General features: G+C 68.9%; 25 protein-coding genes and 1 pseudogene. 17 read left to right on the forward strand and 9 right to left on the reverse strand.

Annotated features, from left to right (window positions below):
- Positions 1-19: 19 nt before the first annotated feature.
- The 7 genes from rpmG (at position 20) to IL992_RS33280 (ending at position 3,981) form a co-directional block, all read left to right on the forward strand.
- Positions 20-184, forward strand: a complete 165-nt coding sequence (gene rpmG / locus IL992_RS33250; RefSeq protein WP_142650039.1) for a 50S ribosomal protein L33 — start codon at positions 20-22, stop codon at positions 182-184.
- The gene (locus tag IL992_RS33255) at positions 181-426 is read left to right on the forward strand and encodes a type B 50S ribosomal protein L31 (protein WP_076443143.1); all 246 of its coding nucleotides are present in this window, start codon (positions 181-183) and stop codon (positions 424-426) included. Before rpmG ends, IL992_RS33255 begins: the two co-directional genes overlap by 4 nt.
- Positions 426-662 carry a 50S ribosomal protein L28 gene (gene rpmB / locus IL992_RS33260; protein WP_193207284.1) on the forward strand — a complete coding sequence of 79 codons (237 nt, stop codon included), beginning with the start codon at positions 426-428 and terminating at the stop codon, positions 660-662. The genes IL992_RS33255 and rpmB overlap by 1 nt, the downstream gene beginning before the upstream one ends.
- A complete protein-coding gene (rpsN, locus tag IL992_RS33265) occupies positions 662-961 on the forward strand; it encodes a 30S ribosomal protein S14 (protein ID WP_193207285.1) in 300 nt (99 codons plus the stop codon). The genes rpmB and rpsN overlap by 1 nt, the downstream gene beginning before the upstream one ends.
- A gap of 2 nt (positions 962-963) precedes the next feature.
- Positions 964-1,131, forward strand: a complete 168-nt coding sequence (rpmF, locus tag IL992_RS33270) for a 50S ribosomal protein L32 (protein WP_193207286.1) — start codon at positions 964-966, stop codon at positions 1,129-1,131.
- Between the two features lie 735 nt (positions 1,132-1,866).
- Positions 1,867-2,436 carry a hypothetical protein gene (locus tag IL992_RS33275; protein WP_193207287.1) on the forward strand — a complete coding sequence of 190 codons (570 nt, stop codon included), beginning with the start codon at positions 1,867-1,869 and terminating at the stop codon, positions 2,434-2,436.
- A gap of 153 nt (positions 2,437-2,589) precedes the next feature.
- Positions 2,590-3,981, forward strand: a complete 1,392-nt coding sequence (locus IL992_RS33280) for a PepSY-associated TM helix domain-containing protein (RefSeq protein ID WP_193207288.1) — start codon at positions 2,590-2,592, stop codon at positions 3,979-3,981.
- 152 nt (positions 3,982-4,133) lie between these two features.
- Here the strand turns inward: IL992_RS33280 and IL992_RS33285 are convergent, their stop codons facing one another.
- Positions 4,134-4,526, reverse strand: coding sequence for a hypothetical protein (locus IL992_RS33285; RefSeq protein ID WP_193207289.1), 393 nt, complete (start codon positions 4,524-4,526; stop codon positions 4,134-4,136).
- A gap of 262 nt (positions 4,527-4,788) precedes the next feature.
- Between IL992_RS33285 and IL992_RS33290 the strand changes: the two genes are divergently transcribed.
- A complete protein-coding gene (locus IL992_RS33290; RefSeq protein ID WP_193207290.1) occupies positions 4,789-5,406 on the forward strand; it encodes a copper resistance CopC family protein in 618 nt (205 codons plus the stop codon).
- A 59-nt stretch (positions 5,407-5,465) separates the two neighbouring features.
- On the opposite strand, the gene IL992_RS33295 is transcribed toward IL992_RS33290, so the two are convergent.
- Positions 5,466-5,681, reverse strand: a complete 216-nt coding sequence (locus IL992_RS33295) for a hypothetical protein (RefSeq protein WP_193207291.1) — start codon at positions 5,679-5,681, stop codon at positions 5,466-5,468.
- 124 nt (positions 5,682-5,805) lie between these two features.
- Here IL992_RS33295 and IL992_RS33300 point away from each other — a divergent pair, with 124 nt between their 5' ends.
- The 4 genes from IL992_RS33300 (at position 5,806) to IL992_RS33315 (ending at position 8,659) form a co-directional block, all read left to right on the forward strand.
- Positions 5,806-5,988 (forward strand): hypothetical protein, encoded by a 183-nt coding sequence (locus IL992_RS33300; RefSeq protein WP_193207292.1) that lies wholly within the window; start codon positions 5,806-5,808, stop codon positions 5,986-5,988.
- Between the two features lie 430 nt (positions 5,989-6,418).
- Positions 6,419-7,348, forward strand: a complete 930-nt coding sequence (locus IL992_RS33305) for an alpha/beta hydrolase (protein WP_193207293.1) — start codon at positions 6,419-6,421, stop codon at positions 7,346-7,348.
- A gap of 33 nt (positions 7,349-7,381) precedes the next feature.
- The gene (locus IL992_RS33310) at positions 7,382-7,837 is read left to right on the forward strand and encodes a GbsR/MarR family transcriptional regulator (RefSeq protein WP_193207294.1); all 456 of its coding nucleotides are present in this window, start codon (positions 7,382-7,384) and stop codon (positions 7,835-7,837) included.
- Positions 7,838-7,846: 9 nt separating this feature from the next.
- Positions 7,847-8,659 (forward strand): class I SAM-dependent methyltransferase, encoded by an 813-nt coding sequence (locus tag IL992_RS33315; RefSeq protein WP_193207295.1) that lies wholly within the window; start codon positions 7,847-7,849, stop codon positions 8,657-8,659.
- Positions 8,660-9,123: 464 nt separating this feature from the next.
- On the opposite strand, the gene IL992_RS46805 is transcribed toward IL992_RS33315, so the two are convergent.
- The 5 genes and pseudogenes from IL992_RS46805 to IL992_RS33335 all read right to left on the reverse strand — a co-directional run bounded on the left by IL992_RS46805 (position 9,124) and on the right by IL992_RS33335 (position 12,851).
- Positions 9,124-9,417 carry a hypothetical protein gene (locus tag IL992_RS46805; protein ID WP_226874237.1) on the reverse strand — a complete coding sequence of 98 codons (294 nt, stop codon included), beginning with the start codon at positions 9,415-9,417 and terminating at the stop codon, positions 9,124-9,126.
- A 62-nt stretch (positions 9,418-9,479) separates the two neighbouring features.
- Positions 9,480-9,920 (reverse strand): annotated as a pseudogene (locus IL992_RS49085) (DUF4158 domain-containing protein); the annotation flags it as partial.
- A gap of 135 nt (positions 9,921-10,055) precedes the next feature.
- Complete coding sequence (locus IL992_RS33325) at positions 10,056-11,240, reverse strand: FAD-dependent monooxygenase (RefSeq protein WP_404804804.1); 1,185 nt, start codon at positions 11,238-11,240, stop codon at positions 10,056-10,058.
- Positions 11,189-11,641, reverse strand: a complete 453-nt coding sequence (locus IL992_RS33330; RefSeq protein WP_193207298.1) for a GbsR/MarR family transcriptional regulator — start codon at positions 11,639-11,641, stop codon at positions 11,189-11,191. Before IL992_RS33330 ends, IL992_RS33325 begins: the two co-directional genes overlap by 52 nt.
- Before the next feature lie 613 nt (positions 11,642-12,254).
- The gene (locus tag IL992_RS33335; protein ID WP_226874207.1) at positions 12,255-12,851 is read right to left on the reverse strand and encodes a hypothetical protein; all 597 of its coding nucleotides are present in this window, start codon (positions 12,849-12,851) and stop codon (positions 12,255-12,257) included.
- Between the two features lie 282 nt (positions 12,852-13,133).
- On the opposite strand from IL992_RS33335, the gene IL992_RS33340 reads away from it, so the two are divergent.
- Positions 13,134-13,775: a carbonic anhydrase gene (locus IL992_RS33340; RefSeq protein WP_193207299.1), complete on the forward strand. Its 642-nt coding sequence runs from the start codon at positions 13,134-13,136 to the stop codon at positions 13,773-13,775.
- Between the two features lie 186 nt (positions 13,776-13,961).
- Complete coding sequence (locus IL992_RS33345) at positions 13,962-14,444, forward strand: STAS domain-containing protein (RefSeq protein ID WP_193207300.1); 483 nt, start codon at positions 13,962-13,964, stop codon at positions 14,442-14,444.
- Positions 14,445-14,472: 28 nt separating this feature from the next.
- On the opposite strand, the gene IL992_RS33350 is transcribed toward IL992_RS33345, so the two are convergent.
- Entirely contained in the window at positions 14,473-15,540 is a 1,068-nt protein-coding gene (locus IL992_RS33350) for a LacI family DNA-binding transcriptional regulator (RefSeq protein WP_193207301.1), read from the reverse strand.
- A gap of 151 nt (positions 15,541-15,691) precedes the next feature.
- Positions 15,692-17,164 carry an arabinosylfuranosidase ArfA gene (arfA, locus tag IL992_RS33355; RefSeq protein WP_193207302.1) on the reverse strand — a complete coding sequence of 491 codons (1,473 nt, stop codon included), beginning with the start codon at positions 17,162-17,164 and terminating at the stop codon, positions 15,692-15,694.
- 279 nt (positions 17,165-17,443) lie between these two features.
- Here arfA and IL992_RS33360 point away from each other — a divergent pair, with 279 nt between their 5' ends.
- Genes IL992_RS33360 through IL992_RS33370 form a run of 3 tightly spaced genes read left to right on the forward strand, consistent with a single transcriptional unit; the run spans position 17,444 to position 20,541 of the window.
- Positions 17,444-18,778 carry an ABC transporter substrate-binding protein gene (locus tag IL992_RS33360; RefSeq protein WP_319018983.1) on the forward strand — a complete coding sequence of 445 codons (1,335 nt, stop codon included), beginning with the start codon at positions 17,444-17,446 and terminating at the stop codon, positions 18,776-18,778.
- 6 nt (positions 18,779-18,784) lie between these two features.
- Entirely contained in the window at positions 18,785-19,711 is a 927-nt protein-coding gene (locus tag IL992_RS33365) for a carbohydrate ABC transporter permease (RefSeq protein WP_319018984.1), read from the forward strand.
- Positions 19,708-20,541 carry a carbohydrate ABC transporter permease gene (locus tag IL992_RS33370; RefSeq protein ID WP_193207304.1) on the forward strand — a complete coding sequence of 278 codons (834 nt, stop codon included), beginning with the start codon at positions 19,708-19,710 and terminating at the stop codon, positions 20,539-20,541. Before IL992_RS33365 ends, IL992_RS33370 begins: the two co-directional genes overlap by 4 nt.
- The last annotated feature ends 9 nt before the right edge of the window (positions 20,542-20,550 follow it).

A 20,550-nucleotide genomic window follows, 5' to 3' on the forward strand; every position in this document is an offset into this window, starting at 1 on the left:
GGCGAGAGAGGAACGGCCCATGGCCAGAAACGAGCTACGCCCCGTGATCAAGCTGCGATCGAGTGCGGGGACCGGCTACACCTACGTGACCCGCAAGAACCGGCGTAACGACCCCGACAGGCTCACGCTCCGCAAGTACGACCCGATCATCCGCAGGCACGTCGCCTTCCGGGAGGAACGATGAAGAAGGGCATCCACCCCGGCTACCACCCGGTCGTGTTCCGCGACCCGGGCGCCGGGTTCGCCTTCCTCACCCGCTCGACCATCACCAGCGACAAGACGATCGAGTGGGAGGACGGCAACACCTATCCCGTGGTGGACGTCGACGTCTCCTCGGCGAGCCACCCCTTCTACACCGGGCGCAGCAGGGTGCTCGACACCGCCGGCCGCGTCGAGCGGTTCAACCAGCGCTACGGGAGGGCCTGATGTCCGCGCACTGCCAGCTCACGGGAGCCGCGCCGGTCTTCGGCAACCGCGTCTCCCACTCCCACCGGCGCACCCGCCGGCGATGGAACCCCAATATTCAGCACCGCCGCTACTGGCTGCCCAGCGAGAACCGCTATGTCCGGCTGACGCTCAGCGCCCGGGCGATCAGGACCGTCGACAAGATCGGCATCGAGGCCGCCGTCACCCGGATCCGCGCCAGGGGAGAGAAGGTCTGATGGCCAAGAAGAGCAAGATCGCCGCCAACGAGAGGCGCAAGGCCGTGGTGGCCCGCTACGCCCAACGGCGTGCGGAGCTGAAGAAGATCGCACGCACCGGCACTCCGGAAGAGCGGGCGGCGGCCGTACGCGAGCTGGCGCGCCAGCCGCGTGACGCGAGCGCGACGCGCGTGCGCAACCGCGACTCCGTCGACGGCCGCCCGCGGGGCTATCTCGGCACCTTCGGGCTGTCCCGGATCCGGTTCCGTCAGATGGCCCATCGGGGCGAACTGCCGGGCGTGACGAAAGCGAGCTGGTGAGCATGGCCGTCCCCAAGCGCAGAACCTCGCGTAGCAACACCCGCCACCGCCGCAGCCAGTGGAAGGCGACCCCGCCCGATCTGGTGCCGATCACCGTGAGCGGACGCGAACTCCTGGTGCCCCGCCGACTGGTCCGCGCCTATCAGCGCGGGCTCATCGTCCCCGACTAACGACAGCCGGCCTCCCCTTTAGGGGCGTGGTCATGGTTCTGTGAGGGCCTGGGACGAAGCGGCGGTGACGATGGTCGCGTGGGAACGATCTGCCGGCGCTGGGCCGCCCCAGGCCCTACGAGCGCCGGCCGAGGTGTGTGTGCCGGGTGTTCCGCCGCATCGCCCAAGTCCTGGAGCATTCGAAACGAGCCGGTGAACAGCCGTCGCGTGCCCTCGCGTACGTGTGCGCTTCGGCAACCGCGAGGCGGGGTCGGCCCAGCCTAACGGCGAATTACCGCAATTCCGGATCTTCTTGTTGGCGGTCCAACTGAAGGACGAGGAGTTGCCGAACCCCGACTACGCGGACACGTGCACCACCCCAGGGTCGCCGCCGTTGACGGTGGGTTCTTGCCGTGGGTCTTGGAGAATGTGCCACCAGGGTAGGCGGTGCACGTGCGCTGGTCCCGGTAGATCACGGGCTTTGCCTTGGTGAACTTGGTGAGCAGGTTGTGCACGCTGTAGGGCCGGCGTTCGGTGGGACCGACGGCCGCCGGGGAAACTGAGGCGGGTCAACGCACGGAATCTGTGCCAGAGCCACAATTCGAGCGTCGTTGACAATGAGGTCCTTCTGCTGTCACCGCGGCAGGCGGTGAAGCCGGGCCAGGCCTCCATACGGAGGGAATCGACACCCATATCCGATGGTGATCAAACAAGTCAAGAATGGAAGGCATATGGGCGTTATGGGACGATTGCGCCGTGTGTGTCGGCCAGTCGTCCCTGCGTGCGTTGCGTGCCGCGGTGTTCGCGGCAGCGTGCGTGCTGGTCTCGGCTGCTCTGCACATGCTGGCCGGCGGGGCTCCCGTGCATCCGGGAACCCTGGTCGCCGCAATGGCGCTGACCTGGCTGGGTGCGTTCCTGCTCGCAGGCCGTCAGCGGGGCATGGGAGTCCTGCTGAGCGCCTCCTTCGGTGCGCAGTACGGGATGCACCACCTGTTCACTCTCGGCGCCGCGCACGCGTCGCCGTCGCCGTGGACGGGTGAGCACGGCACCGGTTTGGGCATGCTGCTGATCCATGCCGCGATGGCGATCTTGTCCGCCTGGGTGCTGGAACACGGTGAGTCGGCCCTGGCGATGATCGTGCATCTGGCCGTCACACCCGTACGCGGACTGCGGGCCGTGTTGCGCGTCTTCGCGGGTGCGCTGGTCGACATCGCCCCGCCCACTCCCCGCCCGGTGGGGGAACATCCCCTCCCGGTCCCTCGTCGCTCCGACTTCGTCGTGGTGGTCGCTCGGCGCGGTCCGCCTCTGGCCGTCTCCGTTCTCTGATACGGGCTGCCGCCTGCCTCGGCGGCATCGGCTCGCCATGCCGTACGCCCGTTTCGCCGCCCTGAACCGCGCTGTACGCGGTCCGCGGCCCAACCCCCCTACTCAGGTGACGCGTACCTGTCGGTGTGCGCTCGCCATGAACGGAGAACCCCCATGACTTCTACCGCTGACATTCAGCGTGCCGTCGATCCGGCCCGGCCTCCCCACCCCAGGCGTGCGACCTGGGCGGCGCTGCGCCCGCTGGTGCTCCGCCTGCACTTCTACGCCGGAATCCTCGTCGCCCCCTTCCTGCTCGTGGCCGCGACCACGGGCCTGCTGTACGCCGCCTCTTTCCAGATCGAAAAGGTCGTCTACCGGCACGAGCTCACCGCACCCGTGAGCCAGAGCAGCCTTCCCCTCAGTCAGCAGGTCACCGCGGCCCGCCAGACGCTCCCCGAAGGGAAGGTCACCGCGGTACAGCCCGCGGCCGAGCCCGGCCGGACCACCAGGGTGCTGCTGGACGTGCCGAACCTGCCCGAAAGCACCCAGATGGCGGTCTTCGTCGACCCCGGGACCGGTCAGGTGCGCGGCACGCTGGAAAGCTACGGGAGCTCCGGCGCACTGCCCGTACGCGCCTGGATCTCCGACCTGCACCGTCGCCTCCACCTGGGAGAGCCCGGGCGGATCTACAGCGAGCTGGCCGCCAGCTGGCTGTGGGTCGTCGCCCTCGGCGGGCTGGCGCTGTGGCTGAGCAGGCGTCGCCGCGACGGCCGCCGCCTGCGCGGCCTGCTCACTCCCGACCGCGCCGCCACCGGGCTGCGTCGCACGCTGTCCTGGCACGGCTCGGTAGGCCTGTGGGCCGTGCTGGGCGTACTGTTCCTGTCCGCCACCGGTCTGACCTGGTCGAAGTACGCCGGAGCGAACATCGACGAACTCCGCACCGCCTTCGGCTGGGCGACCCCGTCGATCAGCGCGGCTCCCATCGACCACGCCGCGCACGCCGCGATGGGCCACCACAATGTCGACCTGAACTCTGACGTGGGCGTTGACCGGGTCCTGGAGGTCGCGACCGGCACGGGGCTGTCCGGTCCGCTGGAGATCACGTGGCCTGGCGAAACCGGAAGCCCCTACATCGTCAAGGAGATCGACAAGACCGCGCCCACGCGGCTGGACCAGGTGGCGGTCGACCCGGCGACCGGGTACATCGCGGGCGCGTTGCGGTTCGCCGACTACCCGCTGGCCGCCAAGCTCACCCGATGGGGCATCGACGCGCACATGGGGCTGCTGTTCGGCCTGGTCAACCAGGTCGTCCTGGCCGCGATCGCGGCCGGGCTCGTCACGCTGATCGTGCTGGGCTACCGGATGTGGTGGCAGCGCCGACCGACCCGCGGATTCGGCAGGCCCTACCCGCGCGGCGGTTGGCGGGCGGTGCACTGGGGAGTCCTGGCGCCGCTGGCCCTGCTCGCCCTCGTCGTGGGGTACTTCCTGCCCCTGATGGGCATCTCCCTGGCCGTGTTCCTGGTGATCGACACCCTGCTCGGGCTCCGCTCCAGGATGACCGGCTGAGCGCATCGCTTGTGAAGCCGGAGCTCGGATCCGCAAGGAACTCCGGGCTCCGGCTGCCGCACCCGCGATGTGGTGAGCGTGAGTGGACATGATCTGAGGTGCGTACGGCGGAGAGGGCGCGACCACGGACGTCGCGAACTCCCCGTCGCGGCTCAGGCGGCGAACAGGAGGAGCAGGCCCACGATGGTGTAGACCACCATCAGCACGAGCAGGGGGATCTGCCCGAGGACGGCGGTTCGCCGGGGGAACAGGGCCAGTGCGCGGTCGTGGGCCAGTACGGTGCCCAGCACGTGGCCGATGACGATGACCGTGACCTGGAGGGTGTCGCCAAGCACGACCACCAGTGCGGTCAGTCCCGGTGCAGGTTGTAGCCCGGCCATGCCGTCGAGGGAGTTGCGACAGGCCACGACGGCGTCGCGGCGTCTGTGCACGGGGACGAGCCTGCCGATGAGGTCGCTGTAGACCTCGAACGGATCGGCGTGGGAGGACCGCGGGAGCGGGCTCGGTGGTAGCCGGGGCAGCCGACTGGGCGGAGGTCGCGGCATCGGTATTCGGCACCGAAAGTGCGACCGGGACGCCTGTCCGTGATCCGCGAAACTCGCGCACGGGCCCGCTCGCTCTGCCCCGCCTCTCGCTTGAGCCGTTCTCTGCCCGGCAGGAGGAAGGCGCGGACCCAGCTCAGCGCAGGCCCTCAGCGGCGGACGCGCCTGGTGAAGAGCCCCAAAGGGCACTACGGCGGCGCTCAGGGGAAGGGGCGATCATCGCCGATAGCCTTAGGCGTTCCCCCTTTCTCTGGAAGGGCAAGCCGTGAGATACGCGCACATCGTCATCCGCTTGTTCGCAGCCGCCGCTGTCGTGACCGCCGTGATTGCCGGAGTGACGGGTCCCGCGGTCGCACACACGGAGCTGAAGTCGTCGACGCCCAAGGACGGCGCGACGGTGAAAAAGGCGCCCCCCCACGTCGAGCTGGTCTTCACCGAGAGCATCAATCGCCAGTTCGTCACCATCGCGGTGACCGGTCCGGACGGGCAGAAGGTCACCAAGGGCAAGCCGAACACCAAAGGGCCCGTCGTCACCCAGCCGCTGACCGCAGATCTGCCCAACGGCCGTTATGCGATCGCCTTCCGCGTGGTGTCCTCGGACGGCCATCCCGTCAGTGGGGAGCTTCACTTCACCCTGAAAGCCCCCGCGCCACCTTCTGCCACGCCGACGGTCGCGAGTCCGGCTGCCGGCCCGTCACCGGCCGGGGTGGCGACCCCCGCCGGGGCTGCGCCGTCTTCCCCGGCGGCAGGCACGTCGCCGGCCGCGTCCTCGTCATCAGGTGGCGGGTGGACCATCGCACTGGTTGCCGCCGTCTTGGTGGTGGCGGTAGCCGCAGGGACCGCGGTCGTGGGCCGGCGGCGGCGAGGCGCAGCAGGGTCGTGATGCCGCCGGGGGCTCGATGCGGCACAGAGTGGACCGCGCCGGGTTTGATGGAGGCCGGGTTAGATCACAGTGAGGGGCAACCTCACTGCTGATCCCGCATTCCGGTTCAGCGATGAGCGCGGCGTCGCGGTCGCGTCGTTCACCGTCGCGTCCTCCGCGCCGGTGAACGACCAGGAGTCGGGTTGGTTGTCGGATGCCGACACGTTGTTCCTGCGTTGCTCGGCATCCGACACACCTACCCGCCCGCCGCCATCCTTGACCAGCGTTTTCTCCACACGAATGGGACACCCGCGGAGGTATTTGCCGCGTACGCGGCCGACCACGGCCGCACCCTCACCGGGTCCTGAGCACGTACGGCCGGAGTACGACAGAAACACACCGCGTGGTGAAGGCGCCTTGGTGTCAGTGCTTGCGCCGTCGGGCAGCGGGGTCGTGCTCAGCGGTGATGCGGGCGGAGGTCTCCTCGCCCAGGCGTACGTAGCGGCCGAGGCTGGCCAGGTGCTGGTGGCGGGACTTGGCCTGCAGCTCGGGGGCGGTGCGGCCGGCGGCGGCCAGGTAGGTCAGCGCCGAGTGGCGTACTGATGCAGCGTCCAGCCGTCGCCGTGCGGGTCGAGTTCGGCGGAGGCGGTCTTGAACGGGTACTCGGCGCGCGGTAGGACAGGCGGCCGCGTCCGGTGACGGGGCAGACGTCGGCGGGCGCGCGGCGGCCGGAGGCAGGGGCCGTTCCCGTAGCGGGTGGCGGTCGTCGGTGGACAGCTTCTCCAGCCGGGCGGCGGGGATGGCGCGGCCGCGGCGGGTGGTCTTGCGCTGTTCCAGACGGCGGGCCGGGTTGGTGGCCAGGAGGTCTTGGCGCTGGGCCCAAATGGAAATTCCCTGTCACTCATAGATGCCGCCGATGCGCCGGAGTGAGCGGCGGTGTGCGCAACCTCTTCCCTGTACAGCCTTCCGGATTGACATCGCTAGATATTTCAGTCACGTTTGAAATAACTAGCCAACAAGTACGGAGCAAGCCATGGAACACGTGACCTTCAACAGCCTCGGCACCCGCTGCGCGGGCGATCTCTACCTGCCCGAGACGAGCGACCCGGTCCCCGGGCTGGTGCTCGGGCACAGCGGGGTGATGGTCAAAGAGGCGCTGGCGTTCTTCGCGCCGTACTTCGTCAAGGCCGGCTTCGCGGTGCTGGCCATCGACTACCGCACGGTCGGCTCCAGCGAAGGCGAGCCGCGCGGCCTGGACTACCCGGAGCGGCAGGTGGAGGACTTCCGCAGCGCCGTGTCCTACCTGCAGATCCGTCCCGAAGTGCAGCCGGAGCGGATCGGGGCGTGGGGGGTGAGCATCGGCGGCTCGGTGGCGGCCCAGGCCGCCGTGCTCGATCGGCGCATCAAGTGCGTCGTCGTGCAGAGCCCCAGCGTGTGGAACGGATGGCGGTACATGGAACGCCTCCTGGGCCGTGCCGGTGTCCACGCGCTGCGCGACCAACTGCAGCAGGACTGGCAGCGGCGCTACGAAGGCGGGCAGAGCGCTCGCGTGCCGCACCTGACGCTGGAGGGCGACAGTGTGAAGGACACCCCGGACATGTCGACCCGCCTGTTTCCCACCTACCGAAACGAGAAGACCCTCGACTCAGCCGAGCACCTGCTCACCTTCGCACCGGAGAACCTCATCCACCGGCTCGCGCCGACGCCACTGCTGATGATCGCCAACGGCGGCTGGGACCCGTACCACATGCTCGAGGAGGCGCAAAGTGCCTTCGCCAAGGCGGGCGAGCCCAAGAGGCTCGCGGTGCTGCCCTACGACGTGCTCGGCCTCTACACCGGCCCGGGCCTGGAGGAGGCGATGGCGCTCGCGATCGACTGGTTCGACCTCTACCTGCACAGGACCCGGCTCGCGGACATCACCCCGACACCCACCTACGAGTCGGTGGCCGCCATGACACAGTGAACCGGCACACGATCAACAACGGAGGATGCGACGATGAGCACTGAGGAACAGCAGGACCGGCTGCTCCGCTGGGTGGAGCGGGTGGCAGCCTTCTGCGTCGAGGAGTGGGGGCTGCCGCCCATCACCGGACGCATCCTCGGCTGGCTCATGATCTGCGATCCGGCCGAGCAGTCCGCCGGCGAGATCGCGGAGGTCATCCAGGCCAGCCGGGCCTCGCTCACCTCGAACATGCGCTTCCTCACGGCCATCGGCCTGGTCAAGAAGGTGAGAAGGCCCGGCGATCGCGTCTCCTACTACCGCATCGAAGACGACGCTTGGCAGAAGGTCATCCAGCGCAAGCTCGAAAGCCTGAGCGCGTTCGGCGAGATCGCCGACGAAGGGCTCGACATCGTGGGCGGCGAGGGGCACCGCACCGAGCGCATCAAGGCCGCCCACGACTCCCTGACGTGGCTGCAGAACCTCGCGGCCCGCCATCCGCTACGCCGTTAAGGAATCCCCATGCACCGCTGGCGACCCAAACTCGGGCTGATCCAGGAAACGCTGCTGCTCACTCTCCACGCCAGAGCCCTGGACGCCGGGCAGCCCAGCCCGATCCTCGGCGATACGCTCTCCGCCGACCTGGCCGGCAACATCGATTACGACTTCGGCAAGCTCAAGGTCAAGCCCAACCTCGTCCTCACCACGGCACTGCGCGCCAAGAAGCTCGACGGCGTCGTCCGCGCCTACATCGCCGCTCATCCCGGATGCGTGGTGCTCGACCTGGGCTGCGGCCTGGACACCAGGATGTTCCGCTGTGATCCCCCGCCCGGCGTCGACTGGTACGACATCGACTTCCCGGAAGTGGTGCACCTGCGGGCCGAATGTCTGCCCGGACGTTCCCACCTGGTCGGAGCCGACCTCACCAGCTCCGACTGGCTTACAGCCATCCCCGGTGACCGGCCGGCGATGATCGTCGCCGAGGGGCTGCTCCCCTTCATGCCCGGCGACTCCTTCCAGGCGATGACCCGCGCGCTGGCCGGCCATTTCCCTTCGGGCGAGTTCGCGCTCAACGGCTACACCCGCTTCGCGGCCTGGGCCATGAAGTACCACCCGACCATCAAGGCACTCGGTATCAATGCCGCCCAGGGCTTCGACGACCCACACGAACCAGAGTCCTGGGACGCCGGCCTCGAACTGATCGAGGAGCAGATCCTCACCCGCGCACCGGAAATAGCCCGGTTTCCGCAACCCCTACGCGCGCTGACCCGTCTCACCGCCCGCAGCACGGCCTTGTCTCGGCAAGGGGCACGCATTCTCCGCTACCGGTTCTGAGCCCGTGCGGGCGGCGGTGGCGACAAGCGGCGTTCCTTCAGGTTGTGGACGTGCCGCCCGAAGGCGCTGGGGTGATGGAACGGAAACGTACGCGAGTGCGCCCGCCCAACGAGATCGCACGCTATCAGTGACCTGGGCGAACGGGCCTTGGCGTACGTCCGTTCGCGCACACTCCGACGGCCGAGACGGGCAGTGCTCGATGGCGAGCTCGAGTGAGGTGCAGGCGCTCGCCTCTGGCGGTGAGGCCGGGAACAGCACGCGTGTTCGAGGTCGAGCCGGGTCACCGGGGTCTGCTCGGGTGGCGTCAGATCAAGGGTCCAGTTACCGAACCTGCGCACGGTGTGGGTGATGTAGGGCGAGATGGTGGCCAGGTCGTCCAGGTGGACGGTCCTGCCTTCGGCGGTGATGTCGTTTGGCGGCGTCGGTGATGTCGCAGGCGGTGGAGTAAATGACGCACTTCGCGATCAGCACACCTCCAGATGACGCCGCACCAGCATTCCCGGCCGGTTCTTGTCCCGAAGGATCTTGCGCGACTGTCCCGAGGCGAAGGCATCCACGTTGATCGTCGATGTCGCCGCGACCGGATCGCCCGCAGGCACTGGCCGCGCCACCATGAGCTCTTCAGGGACGAACATGGTCTTGGCGCCACGCAACGCGCGCACGAAGTCCACCGCCTCCAGCACGCTGCGCTCGGCCGTGGTGGCCTCCAGCCCAATCGCCTCCGAGAGCGCCTCATGCACGCCCGCCAGCGCCTCCACGCCACCGGCGCGCTCCAACGTCTTCGGTACCAGGCGCCCGGCCCGCTCCGCCGCAGCGCCACGTTGATCAGATCGGCCGGGTTGTCCTTGGACTGCACGGCCTTCCGGACAGCTTCCTCGGCGACCCGCCGGACCCGAGCCGCCTCATACGACACGCCCATGCGCTGGCGGACGAACGCCCGATGGCGGCTGGCCGTCATCGACGCGGCCTGCCGCAGCTCCACCTCATCGGCCAGCCCGAGCGCCCCGCGCACATGCCCGGCCACAGCGACCGGCACCTCAGTGATCTTCGGGAAGTGTCCCAGCCGCTGGTAGGACTTCAACCACACCACCAACATCAACAGATGATGCTCATCCTGGGGGTGGCCGCGAGCCCAGCCCACTCGGCATCGGACGGTGTGAAGTTCTCCGCCAACTCTCGCACCGAGATCACCCGCGCGAAGCGTGGATATGCGGTCCGGTCTATCGAGGTCGCCGGCAACCTCCCAGACCATCGTCAACATGACGACGCCCACCCTGACGATCAGTACCTGCCACGTGGTCAACAGAACGAACGCTGCGTGACGCGGCACTAGTCATTCAGGGTGCGCTGTTCATCTGGGCGCGGATCATGCTTGTCGTCCCCTGCTGAACGGGAGTCAGGTCAATCGCGGAGGCTGCCATCGCCAGGTGGGGTTTCCATCAGGCGAGGTACCCCTACGCCAGAGCGATGCGGGCACCAGACGCAGCATCGGCGTCATCAGCCGATATGCACCCTTGAAGGTGCTGCGGGCGCCGTCCTTGCGCGCGCCCATGGCAGTGGCCTGCGTGCGAGGGCGGCGCTCGGCGTCGTAACAGCGCAACGCGTCGTCGACGGTCGGCTCGTTGGCGATTGCCGCGGCGAGTACCACCGCGTCCTCCAGGGATTGGCCCGCGCCCTGGCCGCGGTCCGGGCTCATCGCGTGTGCCGCGTCGCCGAGCAGGACGACCCGGCCCTTGACGTATGTCGGCAGGGGATCGAGGTCGTGGATGTCGATGCGGATCACCCTTTCGGGCGCGGTGGCCTCGACCATGGCCGGGACGGGGTCGTGCCAGTCGCCGACGCGCTCGAGGAGTTCTCCCTTCTCTGAGTCGTAGCGGATGCCTGGCCGGTCGGCGGAGGTGACGTAGGCCCAGTAGGCGCGGTCACGGGCGACCGGGTGGATGAGGAAGTAGCCGCCGGGGCCGAGGGTCATGCTGCCCGGCATGCCGGGGGTTTCGGAGATGCCCAGCCAGGCGGTACGGCCGAGGAATCGCGGCGGCGGTGCATCCGGCCACAGCAGGCGGCGGGCCGTGCTGCGGATGCCGTCGGCGGCGATGACGAGGCCGGCGCTCAGCTCGTCGTCGCCGCATCGGACCGTGACGCTCTCCTTGTCCTGCCTGATGGCGGTGACCTCGGCACCTGGCCGGATCCATCCCGATGGGATGGCTTCCAGCAAGACCCGGTGCAGGTCGGCTCGGTGGAATCCGAGCAGCGGGGCCGGATCACCCGGGTGGGCACGCTGCAGGTAGCGCCCATCGGGTGTGCGCAGGTTGCCGGTCGCGTATGTCGGCACACCCACTGCCCGGGCTCGCTCGCCGACACCGAGTTCGTCGAGCGCGCGCAGCGCGTTCGGTGCCTGGGACATTCCTGCGCCGATCTCGCGTAGTTCGGGCGCGCGTTCGAGGACGGTGGCGTGCCAGCCGATCCGGTGCAGTGCCAGGGCCGCGGCCAGACCGCCGATGCCGCCGCCGATCACGACGGCGTTCGAGGTCATCGCTCCTCCTGCAGGGGCGGTGCGTTGTCGAAGACCTTGGCCATCCACTCGAAGGTGGCGTGCGCCTGGCGAATCCGGGCGGCTCGATCGTTGCCTGCGCCGACCAGATCGAGCCCCTGACGAGTGATGTCGAGGAACGCGGCGATCCCGGCGACCTGTCGGCGTACCACGACACCCCAGGCTTCGTCGGCCATGCGGTAGTACACGGTGCGCTCACCTGGCCTGGTCCGCCAGGTGAGGAAGCCCATGCCGGTCAGCAGCCGCAGGTTCGAGGTCAGCGAGGCGCGGCTGGCGCCGATGGCTTCGCTGATCTGGCCGGCCGACTGCTCCGGCGGGTCGCAGATCATGAGCCAGCCCAGCACACGGCCGGCGATCGGCGGCACACCGTCGCGCGCCAGGTACATGGCCACCCGTTCGGCCCATTCCAGTAGTTGATCCTGCTCAGTCATCCACCTCTCCTTTAGCTGTTTCAGTATCTACTGAAATAGATGAAAAGCAACAGGAGGGTGCGGATCTGAAGGTGCTCCCGCACGTTGAACATCGGTCTCAGCCGGGAGTGACGGCGGCAGGACCACAGGTCCCTGGCCGGATCTCCGTTCCTGACGGCTTGCGTCTGAGCGCGTCCTCCGGAGTCCGGGCCGGGGCGCCGCCTGGCCCGGGCCTCCCGAATCCGGCGAGGTAGCCGCGGCCGACGCCGGTGGCCGGCCCGAAGGGTGTGGTGAGTCACCCAGCAGGCCGATGGCCCGTGCGTTGGGGGTCCTGGAGCATGAACATGAACAGCCCGAACATCGCGGCGGCGATCGTGAACGCGAGGGCGAAGAGTCAGAGAAGGCGGCTGCGCCGTACTTCGAGCAGTGCGTATACCCCATCCCGAGTGGTCGGCACCGCCTCCCGACGGCTCTGCAGCTCGGTCAGAAGATCGTCCGACCGCATGCTGGGAATCAGCGAAGAGGGCTCCTTCCCCATCACGATGCGAAGTTTCGCATCGCAGACATGCCGGTGCCCACCCCCGGCAGCGGGGGCGGGCACTGGAGTTGACGGGCCGTGAGATCAGGGCGAGGTCTACGTGAGGATCGGGAGGCGGCGGACGAGGGGGGTGGTGGCCCACCACGTGCCGAGGCCGAGGGTGGTGCCGGCGCCTGCGAGGGCGAGGCCTGCCAGGACGATGGCGTAGACGATGTGCTCGTCCATGAAGGGGTTGGTGGTCAGGGGCAGTTCGGCGGCCCACATCGTGAGCAGGAGCAGTCCGCCGGTGGTGGCGGCGATGCGCATGCCCACGCCGAGGATGAGGGCGGCGCCGATGCCGGCGAGGCCGGTCATGAACAGCCAGTCGATCCAGGCCTGGCCCGCGAGGGTGGTGAACAGGCCGCCGAGGGTGTGGTCGGCGGTGCCCTTCAGGAAGCCGGTGGTCGGGCTGCCGCCGTTGATCCAGGCCTTGGCGGCGGGGGTGGCGAAGCCCCAGCCGAACAGTTTGTCCAGGAAGGCCCACAGGAACACCCAGCCGATCGCGATGCGGGCGGCGGCCCACACGTACCGGACCGGGCCGGCGCCGGTGGTGGGGATCGTCTCGCCGTGCACGCGGGGGGCGGGGACGGTGACCGCGGTGGGAGCGGCGGCGTGGAGGCGGTGCCTCTGGTTGCGCCCTTCGGTGATGGCCATTGCCGGCCCCTTTCAACGTCTTTTCTCTTTCGACATCTCAAGGAAACCGCGATCACCGGCCGTGCCGCAGGAGCCGTACGGCACGCGCCGGTCGTCTCGAAGTCCCCTGATCGTGGGACTTTCGGTCCAAATCCGTCGATCGACAGCCCTGAGGAAGGAGGCTCGGCGATGACGTGGCTGAATCCGGGTCGAAGCCGAGCGCCCGGGGTGACGACGAAGCCTCGGCAGGCGCTGGGAAGACCGGGCGATGCGACGGGCGGGGGCTTGGCCTAGGCTTCGGCCATGGCCGAGATCAAGTCTCCGACTCCCAAGGAAGCCTTCGAGCTGCTGCTGGCCGGCAACCAGCGCTTCGTTGCCGGCGCCCCCGAACACCCGAACCAGGATGCGGCACGCCGCGCCGAGATCGCACCGGGCCAGCGCCCGTTCGCCGTCCTGTTCGGGTGTTCCGACTCCCGGTTGGCCGCCGAGATCATCTTCGATCGTGGCCTGGGCGATCTGTTCGTGGTACGCACCGCGGGCCACGTGATGGGCGCGGAGGTGCTGGGCAGCATCGAGTACGGGGTGGACGTGCTGGACTGCCCGCTGGTGGTGGTCCTGGGCCATGACTCGTGCGGCGCGGTCGGCGCCGCGTGCGCCGCGCTGGAGGACGGGATGGTGCCGGCCGGGTACGTCCGGGACGTCGTCGAGCGGGTGACGCCCAGTGTGCTCGCGGCGCGGGCTTCAGGTCGAGTGGAGGCCGACGAGATCCTGGCTGAGCACGTAAGACACACCGTTGACCTGCTGTTGGACCGCTCTCGGGTGCTCGCCGAACGGGTCGGCGCCGGCCAGGCCGCCGTCGTGGGCCTGTGCTATCGCCTGGCCGACGGCAGCGCCCAGGTGGTGGCGGCCCGCGGGCTCGAAGTCACCGCCGGCTCCGCGTTGTGACCGGAGCTCCGCCAGCCGTCGCAGAGCGACGCTATGCCGTGCACGGCCCACGGAGCCGGTCACGTCCCCTATCCCGCTCCTCGCGTGCCAGGGGATCACCTCGGAGTCGGAGGTGCCCGCCCGAGGCGTGATGCGGCGAGTCCTGGGTAGTGATGTGCGTCTGGTGCATCGCGGCAGCCGCCGCACATGGTGGTCTTGCCGTACCTTCGTTATCGGCATTACCAGGACGTGCGGTGGGGCGCTTCACACCAGGGGGCGGTGATCGCGATGCCTCCCAAAGGGATCTCCTTCGAGGTGGACCATGGAGCCTTTGGCAAGTGGGCGGTTGTCCACGTGGCGGGAGATCTGGACTGGACCAGGTCTGCCGCGTTGCGGGTCACCGTAGAACGCCTGTGGGAGTCGCTGGCCGGTGGCACTTTGATTCTCGCTCTCGCCTCGATGACCTTCTGTGACTCCTCGGGCATCAGCCAGATGATCACTGCGTTCAGGGGGTGCCAGGAGCGCAACATCCGGATGGCTTTGGCGGCTCCACCGGCTTTTCTGCGCCGCATGCTCACCACCACAGGTCTGCACCAATTGTTCGAGGTGCATGACACGTTGGAGCAGGCGTTGGCGAGCGTGAAAGGCCGGGACTCGGACGCGGACACGGCCTCCGCTCCTTCAGCCTGATCGGCCGAGGTTCAACACCTGCCTGCTCTCAGCTCCGAACCTGCTGCCGGGGATCGCGGTCGTGGCCGATCCGGGCGGGGCCGGTGCTCTCCCGGACGACCAGCTCGGGCTCGACCAGGCGGCGGCGGGCCGGCTGGCCGCCGGCGATGCGTTCGCGCAGGAGCGCGAACGCGTGCCGGCCGACGTCGGCGAAGTTCTGCCGCACCGTGGTGAGCGGTGGCCAGAAGTACGCCGCCTGGGGAATGTCGTCGAAGCCGGCGACGCTGACATCCCCCGGCGCCCGCCGCCCGTTCTCCCGCAGCGCCCGCAGCAGGCCCATGGCCATCTCGTCGTTGGCCACGAGGATCGCGGTGACCTCCGAGCGCCGGGCCAGGCGCCGGCCCAGCTCGTAACCGGTTCCGGGACTCCAATCGCCGACCAGTGGCTCGGGGATCTCCCGCCCCTCGGCCTCCAAGGTGCCCCGCCAGCCGCTGACCCGCTCCCGCGCGTCGATCCAGTTCGGCGGCCCCGCCACGTGCCAGACCGTGTGGTGGCCGAGGCCGAGCAGATGCCGGGTGGCCCGCGCCGCCCCGGCGTGCTGATCGACCGCGACGGTGGGAACCGGGACTTCCTCGCCACCGCCGACGCTGACCACCGGCAGGTCCGAGGGCAGGTGCCGAAGGCCCTCGGCCGCCGACTCGTACGGCGCGATGACGACGATCCCGTCGACCGACTGCCGGCGCAGCCGCTCCACGCCCTCCTCGATCGACCCGCGGGTGAGGGCCCTGAGGCTGGCGATGTTCACCAGGTAGTCGTGTTCGATCGCGGCGTGTTCGATGGCGCGCAGGATGGACGCCGGGCCGTACTGTGTCGTGTCGAAGCTGACCACGCCCAGCATCCCGGAGCGCCCGGTGGCCAGCACGCGGGCCGCGAAGTTGGGGAGGTAGCCGAGCTCCCGTACGGCTGCCAGCACCCGGGCCCGGGTCTCGGGCCGCACCTTCTGAGGGGAGTTGAGCACGCGTGAGACCGTCATCGCCGACACGCCTGCCAGGGCGGCCACGTCGCCCATCACCGCGGCACGGGATGGTGGAGCGGGCTCGGGATCGACCGGCGTCATGACATCGTCCTCGTTTCGCGGCTTCCTACGGCGCCTGTCCGACGCATGCCGACCTGCGCGGACCGCCGACCTGTGCCGACCTGTGCCGACCTGCGTCGGCCTGGCGTCGGCCTCTGCCGGTGCCGGCTGGTCGAGCGGGTCGGCCCGCCCGCTAGGCGAGCCGGATGACGTTCCAGGAGACGGGCGGCAGGGTGACGGTCGTACCGTCGGCCGGCAGGGGGCGGGGGGTGACCCGGTCCGGGGTGTCGGCGCTGTTGCGGGCGTAGACGTCGGGGTCGGTCAGGGTGGTGGCGTCGACGACCCGCGTGATGGGGCCGTCGACGGTGACCGAGAGCGGCCGGTCCACGGATCGGTTGACGGCGAAGACGACGGTCTGGTCCCCGGTGGTGGTCGCGGTGGCGTGCAGCAGCGGAACCTCGCCGTAGCCGGCGGTGTCGTAGGTGGGGCTGACGGTCTCGACCCGCAGGACGTCGCCGGTGGCGTGGCGGGCGGCCTGGGCGAAGGGGTGGAAGGTGGTCTGCCGCCAGGCGGGACCGCCGGGCTCGGTCATGATCGGGGCGATGACGTTGACGAGCTGCGCGAGGCAGGCGGCGGTGACGCGGTCGCTGTTGGCGAGCAGGGTGATCAGCAGGGAGCCGACGGCCACGGCGTCGGCGAGGTGGTAGTGGTCCTCCAGCAGCCGGGGTGCCACGGGCCAGTCGGCGGGGACCGGCGCGTTCTGGAAGCGGGACTGATACCAGACGTTCCACTCGTCGAAGCTCAGGTTGATCTTCTTGCGTGACTTCAGCTTCGCGCCGACGGCGTCGGCGGTCGCGGTCACCGAGTCGATGAAGTGCTGCATGTCGGTCGCGCAGGCGAGGAACGAGCCGAGATCCCCGTCCTTCTCCTCGTAGTAGGCGTGGCAGGAGATGTAGTCCACCAGGTCGTAGGTGTGTTCCAGGACGGTGGCCTCCCAGGCGCCGAAGGTGGGCATGCCGGAGCTGGAGCTGCCGCAGGCGACCAGTTCGAGAGCCGGGTCGTACATCCGCATGGCCCGGGCGGTCTCGGCGGCCAGGCGGCCGTATTCGGCCGCGTTCTTGTGGCCGATCTGCCAGGGCCCGTCCATCTCGTTGCCCAGGCACCACATCCGCACGTCGTACGGACGCTTGGCTCCGTTGGCGACGCGCAGGTCGGACCAGGCGGTGCCGTGCGGATGGTTGCAGTACTCGAGCAGGGCCAGGGCCTCGCCCACGCCGCGGGTGCCCAGGTTGACGGCCATCATCGGTTCGAGGTCCGCCTTGCGGCACCAGCGCATGAACTCGTCGACGCCGACGCGGTTCGGCTCGGTGCTGTGCCAGGCGAGGTCGAGCCGGGCCGGGCGCCGCTCGACCGGGCCGACGGCGTCCTCCCAGCGGTGACCGGAGACGAAGTTGCCGCCGGGATAGCGGACCGTGGTGACGCCGAGTTCGCGGGTCAGGGCGAGGACGTCGGTGCGGAAGCCGTCCTCGTCGGCGGTGGGGTGGCCGGGTTCGTAGATGCCGGTGTAGACGCAGCGGCCCAGATGTTCGACGAACGTGCCGAACGTCCGCCGCCGTACGGGGGCGACGCGGAATGCGGGATCGATCGTGATGCGTGCTTCCAGCACTTGCGCTCCAGAGGGGACACGGACGTCACGCCCGCCAGCATCAAGCGGGGACATCCCGGGGTCAAGGCAACGGTTGATAACGATAACAACGACGGGCACCCCGGTAAACCTGAGGAAACGAGCCCTTGACGCTCCTGTTTGGCATCGTTAACAATCGAGCCTCAACGGCCGGGTTGGGCCGTGTGAACCAGAGGCCGGGTTCGCCATCCGTCAGTAATCAGGGAGATCGCCGTGGCCTATCCTCATGATCAATTGTTATCGCTAACGTCGCGCCGGGACGTGCTGCGAGGCCTCGGCGTCCTCACGGCCGGGAGCCTGCTCGCGGCCTGCGGGGTGCCGACGGGATCGGACAAGCCGGCGGCGCTCGGCTCGTCGACGGCCCCGTCCGCCGGTGCCGACGTACGCGGCCAGGTGACGCTCTGGATGCGCGACGACGACCTGCTGAAGGTCTTCCGCACGGTCGTCCCCGCGTTCAACGCCAGATATCCGAACGTGAAGGTCGACCTCAAGGGGGTCGACATCAACACCAAGCTCCCGCCGGCGCTGATCAGCGGTGCCGGGCTGCCCGACGGGTCCTTCTGGGAGGACGACCAGATCGGCCAGCACGGCGAGCACCTCTACGACCTGACCGCCCTTATGGCGAAGTACCGGGACGACACGATCCAGTTCAAGCTCGACGTCCTCACCCAGGACGGACGGCTCATCGGCGTCCCGTGGGACACCGACCCCGGTCTGCTCTACTACAACGACGCGGTCCTGTCCGGAGCCGGCGTCGACCCCGCCTCGCTGACCAGCTACGACGCCCTGCTCGACGCGGCACGCGCGATCAAGGCGAAGAACCCGAAGGCGCGCCCCATCCCGCTGGAGCAGGACGACACGCTCGGCATGATGTGGTACACGATGTTCCTGAACCAGCAGCAGGGACACGGACTGGTCGACCCCTCCGGCAACCTGACCCTGGACGGGGAGGCCTCCCGGCGCGCCCTCACCTGGATCAAGACCGTCGTCGACGAGGGGCTCGGCGCGCGGCAGAAGTTCGCGAGCACCGCCCAGATCACCATGCTGGACGAGCAGATCATCTCCCTCGTCCCCTGGGCGATCTGGTTCATCTTCATCCCGCAGTCGGGTCTGAAGAAGACCACCGGGCAGTGGCGGGTGGCCAACCTGCCCGCATGGACCCAGGGCGGCGCGCGGTCCGGGCTGATGGGCGGCAGCTCGTTCGTCATCCCCGCCAAGGCGAAGAACCCCGAGCTCGCCTGGCTGTTCTACGAGTTCGCCGTCTACGACCCCGAGGGCTACCGCAAGGTGTTCTCCAAGAACTCGGTCTACCCCACCGGTCTCAACACGGTCGTGCCGTCCGTCAAGTCGGCCCTCGACCCGGCCAAGCCGCTGGTCGAGAGGCTCCCCCAGCTCGGGGGAGTGGACAACTGGGCGATCAGCACCAAAGCCGCGCTCGACATCCCGGCCGGCTACACCGCCCCCACCTGGTACGGCCAGGCGGCCAAGTATCTGGGCGCGAACCTCCAGCGGCTCATGGACGGCAAGATGTCGGTCGACGAGGTGATCTCCAGATCGACGGCCGACATCAAGAAGAACCTCATCGACAGGAACTGACCGGCCGTGTCCCTCCTGGCGAACCGCGCGGCCCCACGACAGGTGGCCGCCCTGCCCAAGCGACCCGCCCGGCGCGGGCCGCGCACGGGCTGGAGGGGGCCGCTGCTGGTGGCCCCGTTCTTCGTGTTCTTCGCGGCCTTCGGCGCCTATCCGCTCTATTACGCCCTCCAGCTCAGCTTCATCGACTGGCATGGCGGGGCCACGTACAGGTGGGTGGGCCTGAGTAACTACACCTACCTGCTGACCAATCCGGACTTCTGGGGCGCACTGGGGAACAGCGCGATCATCTGGCTGCTCATCGTGCCGGCTCAGACGATCGGTGCGATCGTGGCCGCCGGGGCGCTGTCCAGGGCGAAGCTCCGTTTCAAACGGCTGCTGCGCACCGCCGTGATCATCCCGTACGTGACGCCGCTCGCGGCGATGGCCCAGGCCTTCGTGTTGATCTTCGACCGGGACTACGGCGTGGTCAACCACCTGCTGGGGCTGGCCGGCCTGCCGTCCGTGGAGTGGCTGACCTCGACCGGCTGGTCCAAGGTGACCATCGCGCTGCTGGTGCTGTGGAAGAGCAGCGGCTTCGCGCTGATCATCATGCTCGCCGCGATCCAGGGCATCCCCGGCGAGGTCTACGAGGCGGCCGCGCTCGACGGCGCGGGCCCCGTCCGCACCTTCTGGTCCGTCACCGTCCCGCTGATGCGGCACGCGATCGCGTTCTTCGTGGTCATCTCGACCCTGGGGATCTCACAGATGTTCCTGGAACCGTACGTGCTGACCGGGGGCGGCCCCTACAACAGCAGCACCACCACCGGGTTGTACCTCTTCCAGCACATCGGCGCCTCGGACCTCGGCACCGGAGCGGCCAACACCTTCCTGTTGGTGATCATGGTGCTCGGCCTCTCGCTGGCGGCCGTGCGTGTCTTCCGGGAGTCGAGATGACCGGCCTGCGGCGTGGCGCCGGCTACCTGCTCGTCGCGCTGGCGGTCGTCGTCTTCCTGTACCCGATCTGGTGGATGGTCGTCTCTTCGCTCAAACCGGGCGCGAGCATCCTGAACGACCCGCTCGGCGTCGGCCCCTTCACGCTGGACAACTTCCGGGCGATGTTCGGCTCGGTGCCGATCGGCCAGGCGCTGGGCAACACGGTCCTGGTCGTCGCGATCAAGGGCGCGATCACGATGATCCTGTGCCCCCTCGCCGGGTACGGATTCGCCAAGTACAGCTTCCGTTTCAAGGAACTGCTGTTCGGCGTCGTCCTGCTGACCCTCATGCTGCCGACGCTGACGCTGGTCATCCCGCTGCTGCTGGAGATGAAGCAGCTCGGCTGGATCAACACCTACCAGGCCCTGATCCTGCCCGGCGCGGTGGACGCCTTCAGCGTCTTCTACATGCGGCAGACGATCAGCCAGGTGCCCGACGAACTGCTGGACGCGGCCGCCATCGACGCCGCGGGCACGCTGCGGACGTTCTGGTCGGTCGTGGTCCCGGTGATCCGGCCGGGCCTGGCCGCGCTCGCCGTGCTGACCTTCTTCAACATCTACAACGACCTGGTCTGGCCCATCGTCGCGGTCAACGACCCGGCGCGGCAGACGGTGTCGGTGCTGCTGGCGGGCCTGGCCACCAATGTCACCGGCGGGTCCACCTCCAGCGGCTTCGACCTGTGGGGCCAGCTCATGGCGGCCTGCACCATCGCGACGATCCCCACCGTGATCATCTTCCTGCTCGTCCAGCGCCACTTCATCAAGGGGCTGCTGGCCGGGAGCGTCAAGTAACCGGGAGTC

The organism is Microbispora sitophila (assembly GCF_014892245.1).
Lineage (GTDB): Bacteria > Actinomycetota > Actinomycetes > Streptosporangiales > Streptosporangiaceae > Microbispora > Microbispora siamensis.